Source organism: Streptomyces sp. NPDC001594, from assembly GCF_042893675.1.
In the GTDB taxonomy this organism is placed as follows: domain Bacteria; phylum Actinomycetota; class Actinomycetes; order Streptomycetales; family Streptomycetaceae; genus Streptomyces.
Genome location: NZ_JBIAVB010000001.1, coordinates 411,475 through 424,613, shown reverse-complemented (window position 1 = coordinate 424,613; position 13,139 = coordinate 411,475). Strand labels below are relative to the sequence as shown.

Genomic DNA, 13,139 nt, shown 5'->3' with positions numbered 1-13,139 from the left:
CCTGAACTCGGCCGGGAGCAACGGCACTCCCGACTCTGACCACCACCCCTGAGCAGCCAGAGGAAGCCGACGCATGGACCCGACGGACGATCAGACGGACGCGATCGCTCTGAGCGCCGAAGAATACGACGCGGTACGCGCAGCCCTCACCGCCTGCGTCGTCGGCCCCCGGGCCGGCGGGCAGCAGCCCACCCTCAACTCCCTGTTCCAACAGTGGAGCGACATCGCCGCAGAGCTGGAACAGGAGGGATACTCGGACTGCGCACCCGAGTTCCACCACAGCATCCGGTGCCGAAGCGTCCTCGCGCAGGCCTGGCCCCTGCTGCCCCCGCGCGTCCGGTCGATCAGGCAACCCGAGCTCGACCGCATCGACGAGCAGTACCGCCGGGCTACCGTTCCCTGGCCGGACCGGCCTGAGGAGGGGGCCGGGTGGTGGGACCGGCGCGTTCCCCGCCGCCTGGAGGTCGAGGCCTCAGAGCACCGCGAGGGAGACTGGCCTTTGGGTTGGGACACGACACCGTTTCCCAGGCCGGCAGCCGTCGAGGTCATCACCTGGGGGTGAACCCGGGTCGCGCAGCGCCAGATAATCGCTGGTAGGAGCGTTTCGATCGATGTTCAATGCCCGGGTGAATGACTACTGGACGCCCGCCCATCACGCGGTCGAGCACGAGGACGCCGAAGCCCTGGCCCGTTTGCTCGCCGGCGGTTCGGATCCCGATGAGGTCTACCTCAACATGACGCTGCTGACGCACGCGATCGATGCCGAGGGGGACGGCGCGCTGCAGAGTGGCCAGCCCTTGACCGTGCACACCACTGCCGTGCTGCTGGCTTTCGGCGCGGATCCTGAACTCGCGGATCCGGATGGCCGCACTCCCTTGGAGATTGCCGGCCGCTACGGGCACGACCTGGCGGTTCAGCTGCTGCGTACCCACATCGGCAAGCGAGCCCGTGCTGCAGCGGATGAACAGGTAAGCCGTGAGTGAGGGTGTGGGTGCGGCTGAGAGCCGGACCGGACGAGCGTGCCTGTCAGTATGCGCTGTTGATGCTCCGCCAGAGTGCCGGCTCCGCCGACGCGCGGCGAGCCGGGCGCCGGTCCCGCCTTTGCGGCTGATGCATGCACCGAAGGCCAAGCGCCTGGTTGGCGGGTTCAGGGCTGCTCGGCCTGGCATGGGCGGCCTTGCCGAATCGCAGTAGCGGCTGGCCCATTCCATGCCGCAGGATCAGCCTCGTGGAGACAGTGGTGCAGTGGGTCCGGACGTCGTGGACCAAGCAGTCCCGCGGCGGGCTGGAAGCCGCACGCAGGAACGCGACCCCGGTGGCCTTCGAACTGCCGCCCTGCTCTCCACCGTTCACGCACGAGGTCCGGATGCACGAAGCCGAGGACTTCCATCCCCGGTCGGTGGTGCACGACGGCATGCCCGCCTCCGGAACCGACGCCGGAGTGCTCCTACGCGAAGTCGACGGACTTCTGCGGGTGCAGCTGGAAGCGACACCCTTCGGCATGCCGCGCAGATGGCGGCGGCCCCCGGCCGTTCACCTCGCCCGTGGCGAGTGGCTCCGCTGGCAGATCAACTACCGCTTCACCCGTTGGTGCGGCGGCGAATGGACCTACCGTCTCGACACGCTCAACATCGTCCACGGTCCAGCACGGCCCGGCCTGTTCCTCGGCACTCCCACCCGCCACGTCGACGAACTCGCCAGCCTGCGCTGACCCCCGACCCCCGTCCCCTCAGCAACTCCGACGGCGGTGGGGGTCGGGGCTCGTGGTGCCGTCAGCTCGACCGACCCGTGGGTTGTCCCCTTCGTCCTGGAGATCCTGGCCGTCATCCGCGATGAGCTCCGTGGTCTCGCCCTGTCCGGCGCCCCCGGCCACCTCGCCTACGGGCAGTTCGTCGTGGACAACCCGGCCTGCTTCGCCCGCACGCACCGCCGGGTCCTGAGCTCCTGGAGCTGCTACCACCGCGGGGCGTTGCTCGACGGTGCGTTGTCAGACGTGGATCGTAGATTGCCCGCATGGGAACCTACCTGTGCAGCGTGGACGCCGACGACTGGGCGGACGATGAGATCCTCGGGCCGGTCGCGCAGCTGCTCGGCCTCGAACTGGGCGCGCGCGGCCTCGCGCTCGGCACGCCGCCGCCACCGGCCGACTTCGTTCCGCAGTCCGGATTGGAATTCGAGGAGAAGCTCTACCGGCCGATGCGGAGCTTCGAGGCCCTGTGTCGTGCGCAGCCCGACGGGGAGGAGTGCTGCGAGGCGCTGCTCGGCTGGGATCTGCTGATACCGGTCGACTTCGAAGGCGCTCTGGTCCTCCCCGTGCCGTCGGCCTACAGCGACACCACCACCGTCCACAGCGCACATCGCACGCTCGCGGCGGCGCAGCGTCTCGCCGTCCGGCTCGCCCTGCCACCGCAGCTGCCCCGGCACTGCGACAACCTCGACCTCGGCGACTGGTTCGACAGCCCGGCCGTAGCCCAGGCCGCCGCGGCCCACCCCGGGACGTGGGCCGACGACCTGGATGCCGCGTACTACGCGGCGCTCTATCTCCGTGCTGCCGAGCACGCACTCCGCCGGCAGTGCCCCATGAACTACGTCTGACAGGTCCGCTCGGGGAGTGGCCGGCGGGCCAGAACAGGCGAGACGAACCTCGATGCCACCGTTCTCGGGACGGCTGGACTACGCGTTACGCCACGCGTCCGTGACACAACCGGCTTCGAAGTGCCACCATCCGTCCTCCTCGCCCCGGACGAGCAATGACTTGATCCCCGCAATGTCCGCATCGGCCGGCACGGAAAAGGCGACCAACGGGAACTCCTCGCTGAAGACCTCACCGCCCAGGCCGAACGGCGACAGCCGCTCGTGCACAGCCCGAGCGCTCCGACCCAGCGGACCGGAGGGGACGGGCAGGACTCGGATGGTGCAGTTGCCCGACGCCTCCACCCGCTCCTTGGCCCAGTGGACACCGTCGGCGTCCGTCACGAACCGCACGATCTCGCCTTCGGCCACCCCGTTCTGCAGGAAGGGGATGTTCTCCACCCGGGCGGTATCGGCGCTCAGCCGCGTTGCCCACAGCCCCTCGGTGTCTTGCGGAAGCCAGCCTTCACGCGGTACGAAGCGGAACCACATCTTGAGCCGATTGCTCTCGGCGGCGACGGGCTCGGACGGAGTCATAGAGGTCACCGTCCAGATGATCGCGCACTCGTCTCCACGCGTCGTACAGAACTCCTTGCCCGAGCCTACGGTTCAGCCCAGCGGCAGCCCCGGCGGGCCCCGGCGCGCCCCCGCCGTGCCCGGGCGGTACCCCGTCAGGGAGGATGGCCGGTCGCAGGAGCCGGTAGGGAGAGGGGACGGATCAGGGCATGGGGAACACGCACGGCCCACGGGTGGGGGAGCGGGAACGGGAAGGGGAACGCGGTTACGCGGCCCTGCTCGCAGCCATGGGCCTGGAGCCCCTCGGCACCTGGTGGGTCCCCGGCGTGAGGAAGGCCTGGTCGGCCCGGCGGCTGCTGGACGAGGCCGCCAGGGACGGCGGGACCGGCACCGGCACCTCCCGCGCGGCGGCCCGGCTCGTGCTCGGGGAGGGCCGGGAGTTCCTGCTCGCCCTCGGCGGACCGTACGCCCCGCGCGGCCACGCGGACTGGGCGTGGCACCGGGTGCGCAGCCTGGCCGCCGACCCGGTCGCCGCCGTCGCGCGGCTGCTCACCGCGGCGGACCCGGACCCCCGCAGCCTGCTGCTGGCCGCGACGGACGGGGAGACGGTGGCCGGGGTGGCCGCCGGACCGGACGACGCCCGGCGGCCGCTCGCCCTGACCGGATGGACCGCCCGCGTCGAGGCGGCGGCCGAGGCCGCCGGCCGGGAGACCGCGGAGGAGGGCGCGGCGGTCTGGGCGGACTTCGCCGACGCCCTCGGAGCACCCGCCGCCCGGCCGGCCGCCGAGGCTGCCGACGCGAACGCCGTGAGCGCCGTCCTCGACGACTGGCGCCGAGGCCTTGCCGTGAACCCGAGCACCCCGCGCGACGTGCGGCTGGACCTGATACACGGTCACCCCAACCTGCTGTGGCTCCTCCCGGCGGACGAAGCCGTGGAGGCGGCCCTCGCCGCACCCGACCCGGAGCTGAAACGCCATGTCGCCGAGCGGGGCCGCGACCTCGGCCCCGCTCACTGGACCCGCTTGTTCGATGCGGCCGCCACCGAACGCGAGCGGTGGATCCTCGCGTTCACCGCTGCCGACACGCGCAGCCCCCTCGACGACGCCACCTACGCCGCACTGGCGGCCGACCCCTCCGCACGGATCCGCACCGAGACGGCCCGGCTCGCCGGTCTGCCCGACCGGGACGCGATCGCCCTGGCCGGGGACCCCGACCCGAGGGTGCGTGCGGCGGCCTGCCCGAGGGCCTGGGCCGCCCTGCCCGCCGAGCGCCGCCGCATGCTGCTCGCCGACACGGCCGCCGGCGTGCGGATCGCGGCCCGGCTGTGCCACCACGCCGAGGTTCCCCTGTCCCGCGAGGACTTCGAGGACTTCCAGGACTCCGAGGCCTCCGGAGGCGAAGCGCTCGGCGAACGGGCCGTGCGCTCCTGCCTCCTCGCCCCCGGCCTCGTCGACCACCTCCTCACCACCGGAGACCCGGGCCTGCGCGAAGCCCTCGCCGCGAACCCCCGCCTGCCTGCGGACACCGTGGCCCGGCTCGCCGCGGACACCGACGAAGGGGTCCGACACGTGGTCGCACTCCGCGCGGACCTCACCGAGGAGCAGCGGGCCGCGATTCCCGTCACCGTCTCTCCCGGCGGCCACTACAGGACCCTGGAGTGGGTCGCGGACCTGCACGGGGACGCGGAGGCCATGCGCCGGCTCGCCGCCTCCTCCCACGTCCTGGTGCGCCGCAGCGTCGCCCGTGCCCGCCGCCTCCCGCCCGATGTGGCCGCCCGCCTCGCCTGGGACACCGACCGGGCCGTGCAACTGTTCCTCGCCGAGTCCTGCGACGACGCCCCGGCCGAGATGCTCCTTCGCGTGTGGACCTGGTGGACCGGCAGCCTGTCGTCCCCCGGGCGCCCCCGCACGCACCCCAACTTCCCCCGCACCGGCCTCCTCGGGTACGCCGACGACCCCCACGGGCGCATGCGCCGCCTGGCACTCGACGACCCGCTGTCGACACCCGCGCTCGTCGCCCGCTTCGCCCACGACCGCGACCCCGAGGTGCGCCGCCGGGCCGCCGAAGACCCCCGCCTGTCGGCGACCGACGCGGCCCGCCTCACCGAAGACCCGGACGACCAGGTACGCGACCGCGCGCTCGGCCACCCCGCACTGCCCGCCGGCGTACTTGCCACGCGGCTGCTCGACCCGCACACGGCCTGGGCGACCGCCCGAAACCCGGCCCTCCCACTGCCCGCCATCCAGGCCGTGGCCGCCCGCTGCACCAGCCGCCCCGCTACGGTGCGGCCATGACGAACTTCGTACTGATCGCAGGTGCTCGACTCGGCTCGTGGGCGTGGGACGACGTGGTGCCCCATCTCCGCGCGGCCGGCCATGACATCCACCCGCTGACCCTTTCCGGCCTCGCTGAGAAGCAAGGCGTGCCCGCCGGACAGCAGACCCACGTCCAGGACATCGTCGACGAGATCGAGCGCCAGGACCTGCGCGATGTCGTGCTGGTGGGTCACAGCTACGCGGGTGTCCCCGGTGGTCAGGCCGCCGTGCGGATCGGCGACCGGCTGTCGCACGTGGTCTTCCTCGACTCCGGTCTCCCGGCCGACGGCGAACCCTTCGTCTCCGCCTGGCCGGACGGCGGGGTGGAGATGAGGGAACTGATCGCCGACAACGGCGGGTTCTGGCCGGTGGCGCCCGCGGCCCACTTCGAGGGCCACGGTCTCACCGATGACCAGATCGCACGGATCGTGGCCGGCTCGACGCCGCATCCGGGTGCCACGCTGACTGAGCCTGCTGTGCTGGAAGGGCCGCTCGGCGACCTCCCGGCGACGTACGTCAAGTGCACGCTCGGCGACCCCGAGCCGAGCGACGACGTGGCCGAGCTGCTGACCGGCGGGCGCTGGCAGCTGGTCGAGATGGACACGGGCCACTGGCCGATGTTCTCCCAGCCGCTCGAACTGGCGCGGATCCTCCTCGACGTAGCCGGGGCGTGATCGCAGGTCCCTGCTCGGGGACTGCTGGGCGCCACGGCCGGGCAGCGTGGCAGGTTCAAGATCTACTTTCGCGACCCGTCCTGGGACAGACTCGACCGGCGGCGGCCGCGCATGAGCCACCGCCGGTCGTCGTGCCGACGTCTGCAGAGTCTGCTATCCCGGCGGGGCCGGGCTGCGGCTGAGCGGTACCTGCCGGAGCCTGGCGGAGCTCGGCACCCTCGCCTCCTGTCCGGACCGGCCCGTCGGCATGGAGCGGGCGTTCGGCGGGCTGTCTCCGCTGGGCCGGGAGATGCTTGCCGCACGGGACATGCTGCCCGCCGCGCCCGCCACGGTGTGCGCGTGCGGCGCTCCCGGGGCCGGGGACAAGGCCCTCTTCGGGTTCCTCGTCGTCAACCGCGACGGCGCGGCGGGCGTGGACGCGGTCGAACGGGCCGCGTACCGGCACCTGATCGGACCCATGACGCCCTGCCACTGATGGCCGTCGGAGTCCTCGGAGCGGGGGCGGCGGCCCTCCTGGGCGGCCTGATGATCAACCTGGGCAAGGGCGGCTGGATGTCCCCGGCCCTGCTCGGCGTTGGGCTCACCATGGTGGCCGTCTCCGGGGCGGTCGTGGCCTTGACGCGCGGTCGCACCGCCGCGGCCCACGCCGCCACCTGGGCACCCCGGGCCGACTGAGGGGCGCGCACGCGCAGAATGGGAGTGCTTCCGCTTCCACCTCCGCCTGCCCCATTGCCATCGCCTGTAGAGAGGGACCGCCATGCATCGCCTGCCCCCTGACCCGACGGTGCTGCACCCGTTCCCCGGTCAGCCGCGCGTGGTCCTGTTGAAGCCGCTGGTGACCTCGCCCCTGATCGAGGTCGGGGAGTACTCCTACTACGACGATCCGGACGATCCGACCGCGTTCGAGACCCGCAACGTGCTCTACCACTACGGGCCGGAGAAGCTGCGCATCGGCAAGTTCTGCGCGCTGGGCACCGGGGTGCGCTTCCTGATGAACGGGGCCAACCACCGGATGGACGGCCCCTCCACCTTTCCCTTCCCCATCATGGGCGGAGCCTGGGCCGAACACTTCGACCTGATCACCGGCCTCCCCGGCCGGGGCGACACCGTCGTCGGCAACGACGTCTGGATCGGCTACCACGCCATGGTCATGCCCGGAGTACGCATCGGGCACGGTGCGGTGATCGCCTCCGGTGCCGTGGTCGTGGACGACGTGCCCGACTACGGGATCGTCGGCGGCAACCCGGCCAGGCTCCTGCGCACCCGCTACACCGCCGACGAGGTCGCCCGCCTGTGCGCCCTCGCCTGGTGGGACTGGCCCACCGAACACCTCACCGCCCACCTGCGGGTCGTCATGTCCGGCACCGTCGGCGAGCTCGAAGCCGTCGCACCCCGGGCCTGAGCCCGGGGCGGGACGGCGAGGGCCCGTGCTCCCCGGGCGAGGGCGATGGGCGAAACGGCCCGTCTGCTCCATCGCCATCGGTTCCGCCTTCTGCTACGAGGGGTGGGGGAGAGCCGAGGGGGCGTCAGAGCTGGTGAGAAGAGGGCGCGACACGCGGGCCGGGCGGCGGCGGGCCGCGTACAGCCGGTAGGAGAGCGGGCTGTCGGGGTCCGGCGCGTCGATGGCCGTGACCGTGTCCAGGGTGAGGCCGTACTGGACCAGGAGGTCTTCCCACAGGGTCGGCGTGAGCACCCACATGGCCACCGGGTGCTCCTCGGTGGTGCCGGGCAGCCGCAGGACCTCGGGCCGCGGTGCCACCTCGCTCGACGGGCCGGCGCCCGCGGAGTTGGTGTGCAGGGCGGAGAAGAGCAGGCGGCCGCGCGGTGCGAGGGCGCCGGCCAGGGCCGGCAGCGCGCGGTCGGGGTCCAGGTAGGGCAGGGAGCAGACGGAGTAGATCAGGTCGTACGGCCCGGCGTCGCGCAGGTGGGCCACGGCGTCGGCACACACGAGGTGCAGGCCGGGGGTGCTCGGGTAGCGGGTGACGGCCCGCCGGTGCTGGGCGGGGGAGGCGTCCACGGCGGTGACCTCGGCGCCCAGGGAGGCCAGCTTCGCGGCGTGCCGGCCCAGTCCGCTGCCGAGGTCGAGGACGCGTAGCCCCGCCACCTCGCCGAGCGCGCCGATTCCGGGACCGGCCTGCGGAACTCCCCAGTCCCACGGGTCCAGTTCGGGTGGCTCCAGGCCTCGGGCCAGCTGGTGGGCGCCGTAGGTGTTCCAGACTGCGAGGGTGTCCTTCTCGGTGGTCACCAAGTCCTCCAACGGGGGATGCGGGCGGGTGGGCGGGCGGCTGGGCCGGGGAGTCAGGGGACTATCGGTCCTGGGAGAGCGCGAGGAGTTCGGCGAAGGTTCCGCCGCCGTGGACGAGGTCGTCGTAGCGGCCCTGTTCGGTGATGCGCCCGTGTTCCAGCACGACGATGTGGTCGGCGACCTTCGTGTTCTCCAGCCGGTGGGTGACCATGATGGTGATGCGGTCGGCGGCGATGGCCTTGATCTCCTCGAAGATCTGGTGCTCCCCGCGCGGGTCCATCTGGGACGTCGGCTCGTCCAGGATCAGCAGCTCGGGCTGCCGGTACAGGGCGCGGGCACAGGCCTCGCGCTGCCACTGCCCGCCGGAGAACTCCACCCCGCCCCAGACGTCGCGGGCCTGGAGGGTGTCCAGGCCGCTCGGGAGCTCCTCGACGGCCTCGCGCAGACCGACCGCGTCGACGGCCTCCCACACGGGCCCGTCGTCGTGGGTGCGGGGCTGCCCGAGCGTGATGTTCTCGCGGACCCGCAGCGGCCAGCGCGCGAAGTCCTGCGGCACCAGCCCGGTACGGCGCCAGACGGTGCCGGGGTCGGTGTCGGCCAGGTCGGATCCGTTCCAGGTGACCTTGCCCTTGTCGGCGAGGTAGATCCCGGTGATCAGCCGCGTCAGGGTTGACTTCCCCGAGCCGTTGGCGCCGACGATCGCGAGGATCTGCCCGCGCTCCAGGGTGAGGGAGACGCCGTCCACGGCGGGCCTGTCCTTGCCGGGGTAGCGGTAGACGACCTCGTCGAGCCGGATCCGCTCGACCGGGCCGCTGATCCTGTCCGGGCCCCGCCGGGGTGCACGGGCGGCGGCCTCGTCGAGGAAGGACTGCATGTCGCTCAGGTACAGGCTGGTGTGGAAGACGGCGGCGCCGTTGACGACGACCTGGGAGAGGGCGGCGAGCGCCGTCTGCACGGCGATGACGGCGGTGGCGGCGACGGCGGGCTCGATGCGGCCCGTCACCGCGAGCCAGGCGAGCGCTCCCCACGTCGCCAGGAGGAACACGCCGCCGGCCAGCGAGGACACCAGCGAGATCCGCAGGGTCCGCGGCGCCGCGGCCAGGTTCCGCCGGTCGCACCGCTCGGACAGGGCGCGGTACCAGTAGACGAGGTAGTCCGTCATCGAGTTGGCGCGGACCTCGTCCCCGTACTGGGACGCGGTGGCCCACCAGCGCATCATCCCCCGTACGTTCCTGTCGGAGACATTGGCGTAGTGGATCTCGTAGTCGACCCGGGCGGTCAGCACGGCCCCGACCCCGGCCGGCAGCACGGCGAGCAGCAGCAGGGGCAGCATCAGGACGTTCAGCAGCGACAGGACACCGCCGGCGGTGACCAGGCGGATCAGCGAGGACACGAACCGCTGGGCGTCGGTCACCATCACATGCGTGCGGACCACCCCCATCTCGGCCGCCTCCTGCCGGTCGGAGAAGCCGTCCCCGGCGTAGGCGGCGGCCTCGACCCGGCAGACCGCCTCCACCAGCGCGCTGTCCGTGTGCGAAGTCAGCAGGGGAGTGATCCTGCGCTCCGCGTACGTGGCCACCGCCCCCGAGACCCGGTTCAACGCCGCGGCGCCGGCGACGACCAGCAACGCGGGCAGGGCTCCGTACAGCCGGTCGGCGGCGCTTCCGGCGCCGAGTACGGGCCCCATTGCACGGGCGGTCGCGGCCAGCAGCACCGCGGCCGAGGCACCGGTGACGACCTGGCACCCGACCAGCAGCCGCACGGCCCGCGGGTCGGTGCGCCACGACAGCCGCCCGATCCGCGCCAGCACCGCCGGGAGCGTCGCGCACATCGCCCGGAAGGACACCTCGGCGAGGGGATTCACGGAGTACTGACCGCTGTAGGTGATCTCCGCGGGCGGCGGCGGAGGCGGTGCTTCGGTTGGCGTGCGGTGTGCCCCGGGCGTGGTCATTCGGCCCCCTGGATCGCCGGTCGGACGCTGTCGTGAGCTCAACGACAGCCCCAGGTTTTTCGAACACACGTCTTTCGGTCGGCTCGGAAACCCCGGGATTCGGCGGGCGGGCGAGGGTGGAGACTACACCGACCCGCCGCCCGCAACGGCACTGCCACAAACGGGCGTTGGCCGAATCGCCGAGGCTCGGAGCGTGCCGGTGTCCGCCGGTGGGGGCACCTCAGGCACGGCCTAGGCGCCGCCGAAGTCCGGGAGGGTGATCGAGCCGTCCTCGTTGAAGGGGAAGCCGGGGTTGTGCGCGATCTCCCAGGGGTGGCCGTCGGGGTCGGTGAAGGCGCCGGAGCGGAAGCCGAGTGCGTTCACGGACGCCGACTTCGTGATCCTCCCGCCCGCGCGTCGCGCCGCCGCCAGCAGGGTGTCTACCTCGGCGTCGGAGCGGACGTTGTGCGACAGGGCGATGCCGCCGAAGCCGGGCGCCGGCTGCGGTGTGTCCTCCAGGCCGCACTCGTCCGCGAGTCTGCCGCGGTCCCACAGGACGAGTCCCAGGCCGCCCGCCTGGAAGAAGACGGTCTCCTCGACCTCCTGGCCCCGCCAGCCCAGCGCCTGGTAGAAGGCCTTGGCACGGGCGAGGTCGGAGATTCCCAGGGTGACCAGGGTGATGCGCTGCTCCATGGGGTCACCGTACGCCCGCGGGCGCGGCTGTCGGGCGGGCGGCGTGGCCCGTGGCCCGGGTGACGCGCGACACCCTCGCGAAAAGGTGACGTGTTCTGTCGGGTATGGGGCGGACGCTGGATGACATGAGCGACCAGGAGAACACCATCGACAACCGTCACGACACCGATCACCCCGGTCCGGCGGGCCCGCTCACCGGGCGGATCGCGCTCGTGGCCGGCGCCACCCGCGGGGCGGGGCGGGCCCAGGCCGTGGAGCTCGGGCGGGCCGGTGCGACCGTGTACGTCACCGGCCGCACCACCCGGGCCCGGGCCAGCGAGGTCGGCCGGACCAGCGAGACCATCGAGGAGACCGCCGAACTGGTCACCGCGGCGGGAGGCGGCACCGGGATCGCCGTTCCCACCGACCACCTCGACGAAGCCCAGGTCCGCGCCCTCGCCGGGCGGATCGACCGGGAGCACGGCCGGCTCGACATCCTCGTCAACGACCTGTGGGGCGGCGAGCACCTCCTGGCCACCTCGGTGTTCGGGAAGAAGAGCTGGGAGACACCCCTCGCCGACGGCCTGCGCATCCTGGAACTCGGCGCGCGCTCGCACGTCGTCACGGCGGCCCTGCTGCTGCCCCTGCTGATCCGCTCCGACGCACCGCTGCACGTGGAGGTCACCGACGGCACCGCCCGCTACAACCGCCGCTACCGGGAGAACATGTACTACGACCTGGCGAAGAACGCCCCGATCCGCCTCGCGTTCGGGCTGGGCCAGGAGCTCGCGGAGTACGGCGGTGCGGCCGTCGCCGTCTCACCCGGTTTCCTGCGCTCGGAGCAGATGCTCTCCCACTTCGGAGTGGGGGAGGAGAACTGGCGGGACGCGATCGCCCGGGAGCCGTCGTTCGCGATCGCCGAGTCCCCGTACTACCTGGCCCGTACCATCGTGGCGCTCGCCGCCGACCCGGACCGCGCGCGCAGGTGGAACGGCAGGTCCACCTCCAGCGCGGAACTCGCCCGGGTGTACGGGGTGACGGACGTCGACGGCAGCCGGCCGGACGCCTGGGCGTACTTCGAGGACGTCGTCCACGGCGGCAGGGAACGCACCGCCGACGACTACCGCTGAGGGTCCGCCCCGTAGAGGGCGGCCAGGGCCGCCGCGTGTGCACGGAACCGGTCGCGCAGGCCGGCCGGGGCCAGTACCTCGGCGTCCGCGCCCAGCCGGGCCAGCTGGTCGAACGCGACGTCCTCCGACTCCGCCGGCAGGTCGAGCGTGACCAGGCCGGCGGCGTCCGGGGCGCTCGCGGAGGCGAGCGCGTCGGCGACCGCGGCTCCGTCCACGACGGCGGGCAGCCGGCGCAGCCCCCGGGCGGTCAGCCGGACCGTCACGCCGGTGCGCAGCAGGGTACGGGCGAAGGCGGCCGAGCGGGCCGCCCAGTGCGCGGCCAGCTCGAAGTCCGGGTCCCGCACGAAGGGCTCCCGCGCTCCCGGGGCGGGGCCGAGGGCGGTGATGCGGTCGACGCGGTAGGTGCGCCAGCCGCCGTCCGGCTCCGGCCCCCCACCCGGGACGCGGGCCACGGCGTACCAGGCCCCGGCCTTCAGCACGAGCCCGTACGGCTCCACCACCCGCGTCACGGCAGCCGCCGGCGCACCGCCGCGGCCCGGCCGCACGTACGACAGCTCGACGGGCCGGTCCGCCCACACCGCGCGGGCCAGTTCCGGCAGCAGCGGCGGGGCGGCGGGCTCACGGAACCAGGCCGGGGCGTCGAGGTGGAAGCGGCGCACGGAGGACTCGGCGGCCTGCCGCAGCGACGGCAACAGGGTCGCTGTCAGCTTCAGCCGGGCGGTCTGCGCCGCGTCCGACAGCCCCAGGTCCCGCAGCGCCGAGGGCAGACCGGACAGGAAGAGGGTCTCCGCCTCGCTCGGGTGCAGCGTGGTGAGCCGCGTCCGGTAGCCCGCGGCGAGGAAGTACCCGCCCACCCGCCCCCGTTCCGACCGGACGGGCACGCCGGCCTCCTGTAGGGCCTGGGCGTCACGGATCACGGTCCGCTCGGAGACCTCCAGCTCACGGGCGAGAGCGGCCGCGGTCAGACCGGGATGGGACTGGATCAGGAGGGCCATACGGATCAGGCGGGCGGCACGCATCCCCCCA

At 73.0% G+C, this 13,139-nt stretch carries 15 protein-coding genes; 10 read left to right on the top strand and 5 right to left on the bottom strand.

Translation table 11 applies throughout. The features are described 5' to 3' along the window. Positions 1-73 precede the first annotated feature (73 nt). From ACFY0O_RS02170 to ACFY0O_RS02155, 4 genes are all read left to right on the top strand, one after another. Positions 74-562, top strand: a complete 489-nt coding sequence (locus ACFY0O_RS02170) for a hypothetical protein (protein ID WP_388941630.1) — start codon at positions 74-76, stop codon at positions 560-562. A 49-nt stretch (positions 563-611) separates the two neighbouring features. Further along, entirely contained in the window at positions 612-983 is a 372-nt protein-coding gene (locus ACFY0O_RS02165) for an ankyrin repeat domain-containing protein (protein ID WP_388941627.1), read from the top strand. A 245-nt stretch (positions 984-1,228) separates the two neighbouring features. After that, positions 1,229-1,711, top strand: coding sequence for a hypothetical protein (locus tag ACFY0O_RS02160; protein WP_388941624.1), 483 nt, complete (start codon positions 1,229-1,231; stop codon positions 1,709-1,711). 302 nt (positions 1,712-2,013) lie between these two features. Further along, positions 2,014-2,595, top strand: a complete 582-nt coding sequence (locus ACFY0O_RS02155) for a hypothetical protein (protein ID WP_388941621.1) — start codon at positions 2,014-2,016, stop codon at positions 2,593-2,595. A 78-nt stretch (positions 2,596-2,673) separates the two neighbouring features. Here ACFY0O_RS02155 and ACFY0O_RS02150 read toward each other — a convergent pair whose 3' ends face one another. Further along, a complete protein-coding gene (locus tag ACFY0O_RS02150) occupies positions 2,674-3,168 on the bottom strand; it encodes a DUF4265 domain-containing protein (protein ID WP_388941618.1) in 495 nt (164 codons plus the stop codon). A gap of 188 nt (positions 3,169-3,356) precedes the next feature. Between ACFY0O_RS02150 and ACFY0O_RS02145 the strand changes: the two genes are divergently transcribed. The 5 genes from ACFY0O_RS02145 (at position 3,357) to ACFY0O_RS02125 (ending at position 7,538) form a co-directional block, all read left to right on the top strand. After that, positions 3,357-5,441: a PE-PGRS family protein gene (locus ACFY0O_RS02145; RefSeq protein ID WP_388941615.1), complete on the top strand. Its 2,085-nt coding sequence runs from the start codon at positions 3,357-3,359 to the stop codon at positions 5,439-5,441. Then, on the top strand, positions 5,438-6,136 hold the full coding sequence (locus ACFY0O_RS02140; RefSeq protein ID WP_388941612.1) for an alpha/beta fold hydrolase: 699 nt from the start codon (positions 5,438-5,440) through the stop codon (positions 6,134-6,136). The genes ACFY0O_RS02145 and ACFY0O_RS02140 overlap by 4 nt, the downstream gene beginning before the upstream one ends. 289 nt (positions 6,137-6,425) lie before the next feature. Next, complete coding sequence (locus tag ACFY0O_RS02135; RefSeq protein WP_388941610.1) at positions 6,426-6,611, top strand: hypothetical protein; 186 nt, start codon at positions 6,426-6,428, stop codon at positions 6,609-6,611. Continuing rightward, positions 6,611-6,811, top strand: coding sequence for a hypothetical protein (locus ACFY0O_RS02130; RefSeq protein ID WP_388941608.1), 201 nt, complete (start codon positions 6,611-6,613; stop codon positions 6,809-6,811). The genes ACFY0O_RS02135 and ACFY0O_RS02130 overlap by 1 nt, the downstream gene beginning before the upstream one ends. A gap of 82 nt (positions 6,812-6,893) precedes the next feature. Beyond that, complete coding sequence (locus ACFY0O_RS02125) at positions 6,894-7,538, top strand: CatB-related O-acetyltransferase (protein WP_388941606.1); 645 nt, start codon at positions 6,894-6,896, stop codon at positions 7,536-7,538. A gap of 93 nt (positions 7,539-7,631) precedes the next feature. Here the strand turns inward: ACFY0O_RS02125 and ACFY0O_RS02120 are convergent, their stop codons facing one another. The 3 genes from ACFY0O_RS02120 to ACFY0O_RS02110 all read right to left on the bottom strand — a co-directional run bounded on the left by ACFY0O_RS02120 (position 7,632) and on the right by ACFY0O_RS02110 (position 11,004). Next, positions 7,632-8,381, bottom strand: a complete 750-nt coding sequence (locus ACFY0O_RS02120) for a class I SAM-dependent methyltransferase (RefSeq protein WP_388941603.1) — start codon at positions 8,379-8,381, stop codon at positions 7,632-7,634. A gap of 61 nt (positions 8,382-8,442) precedes the next feature. Further along, on the bottom strand, positions 8,443-10,332 hold the full coding sequence (locus ACFY0O_RS02115; protein WP_388941601.1) for an ATP-binding cassette domain-containing protein: 1,890 nt from the start codon (positions 10,330-10,332) through the stop codon (positions 8,443-8,445). A 231-nt stretch (positions 10,333-10,563) separates the two neighbouring features. Next, positions 10,564-11,004: a VOC family protein gene (locus tag ACFY0O_RS02110; RefSeq protein ID WP_388941599.1), complete on the bottom strand. Its 441-nt coding sequence runs from the start codon at positions 11,002-11,004 to the stop codon at positions 10,564-10,566. 125 nt (positions 11,005-11,129) lie between these two features. Between ACFY0O_RS02110 and ACFY0O_RS02105 the strand changes: the two genes are divergently transcribed. Continuing rightward, entirely contained in the window at positions 11,130-12,113 is a 984-nt protein-coding gene (locus ACFY0O_RS02105; RefSeq protein ID WP_388941596.1) for an SDR family oxidoreductase, read from the top strand. Here ACFY0O_RS02105 and ACFY0O_RS02100 read toward each other — a convergent pair. Next, on the bottom strand, positions 12,104-13,132 hold the full coding sequence (locus ACFY0O_RS02100; RefSeq protein ID WP_388941594.1) for a helix-turn-helix transcriptional regulator: 1,029 nt from the start codon (positions 13,130-13,132) through the stop codon (positions 12,104-12,106). The two genes, ACFY0O_RS02105 and ACFY0O_RS02100, sit on opposite strands and share 10 nt — an antisense overlap. Positions 13,133-13,139 lie beyond the last annotated feature (7 nt).

What these genes read in the sequence shown, in the direction of transcription:
- ACFY0O_RS02115 (WP_388941601.1), bottom strand. Translation starts at nt 10,332, where the DNA reads ATGACCACGCCCGGGGCACACCGCACGCCAACCGAAGCACCGCCTCCG.
- ACFY0O_RS02125 (WP_388941606.1), top strand. Translation starts at nt 6,894, where the DNA reads ATGCATCGCCTGCCCCCTGACCCGACGGTGCTGCACCCGTTCCCCGGT.
- ACFY0O_RS02145 (WP_388941615.1), top strand. Translation starts at nt 3,357, where the DNA reads ATGGGGAACACGCACGGCCCACGGGTGGGGGAGCGGGAACGGGAAGGG.
- ACFY0O_RS02135 (WP_388941610.1), top strand. Translation starts at nt 6,426, where the DNA reads ATGCTTGCCGCACGGGACATGCTGCCCGCCGCGCCCGCCACGGTGTGC.
- ACFY0O_RS02100 (WP_388941594.1), bottom strand. Translation starts at nt 13,132, where the DNA reads ATGCGTGCCGCCCGCCTGATCCGTATGGCCCTCCTGATCCAGTCCCAT.
- ACFY0O_RS02105 (WP_388941596.1), top strand. Translation starts at nt 11,130, where the DNA reads ATGAGCGACCAGGAGAACACCATCGACAACCGTCACGACACCGATCAC.
- ACFY0O_RS02140 (WP_388941612.1), top strand. Translation starts at nt 5,438, where the DNA reads ATGACGAACTTCGTACTGATCGCAGGTGCTCGACTCGGCTCGTGGGCG.
- ACFY0O_RS02150 (WP_388941618.1), bottom strand. Translation starts at nt 3,168, where the DNA reads ATGACTCCGTCCGAGCCCGTCGCCGCCGAGAGCAATCGGCTCAAGATG.
- ACFY0O_RS02165 (WP_388941627.1), top strand. Translation starts at nt 612, where the DNA reads ATGTTCAATGCCCGGGTGAATGACTACTGGACGCCCGCCCATCACGCG.
- ACFY0O_RS02170 (WP_388941630.1), top strand. Translation starts at nt 74, where the DNA reads ATGGACCCGACGGACGATCAGACGGACGCGATCGCTCTGAGCGCCGAA.
- ACFY0O_RS02130 (WP_388941608.1), top strand. Translation starts at nt 6,611, where the DNA reads ATGGCCGTCGGAGTCCTCGGAGCGGGGGCGGCGGCCCTCCTGGGCGGC.
- ACFY0O_RS02155 (WP_388941621.1), top strand. Translation starts at nt 2,014, where the DNA reads ATGGGAACCTACCTGTGCAGCGTGGACGCCGACGACTGGGCGGACGAT.
- ACFY0O_RS02110 (WP_388941599.1), bottom strand. Translation starts at nt 11,004, where the DNA reads ATGGAGCAGCGCATCACCCTGGTCACCCTGGGAATCTCCGACCTCGCC.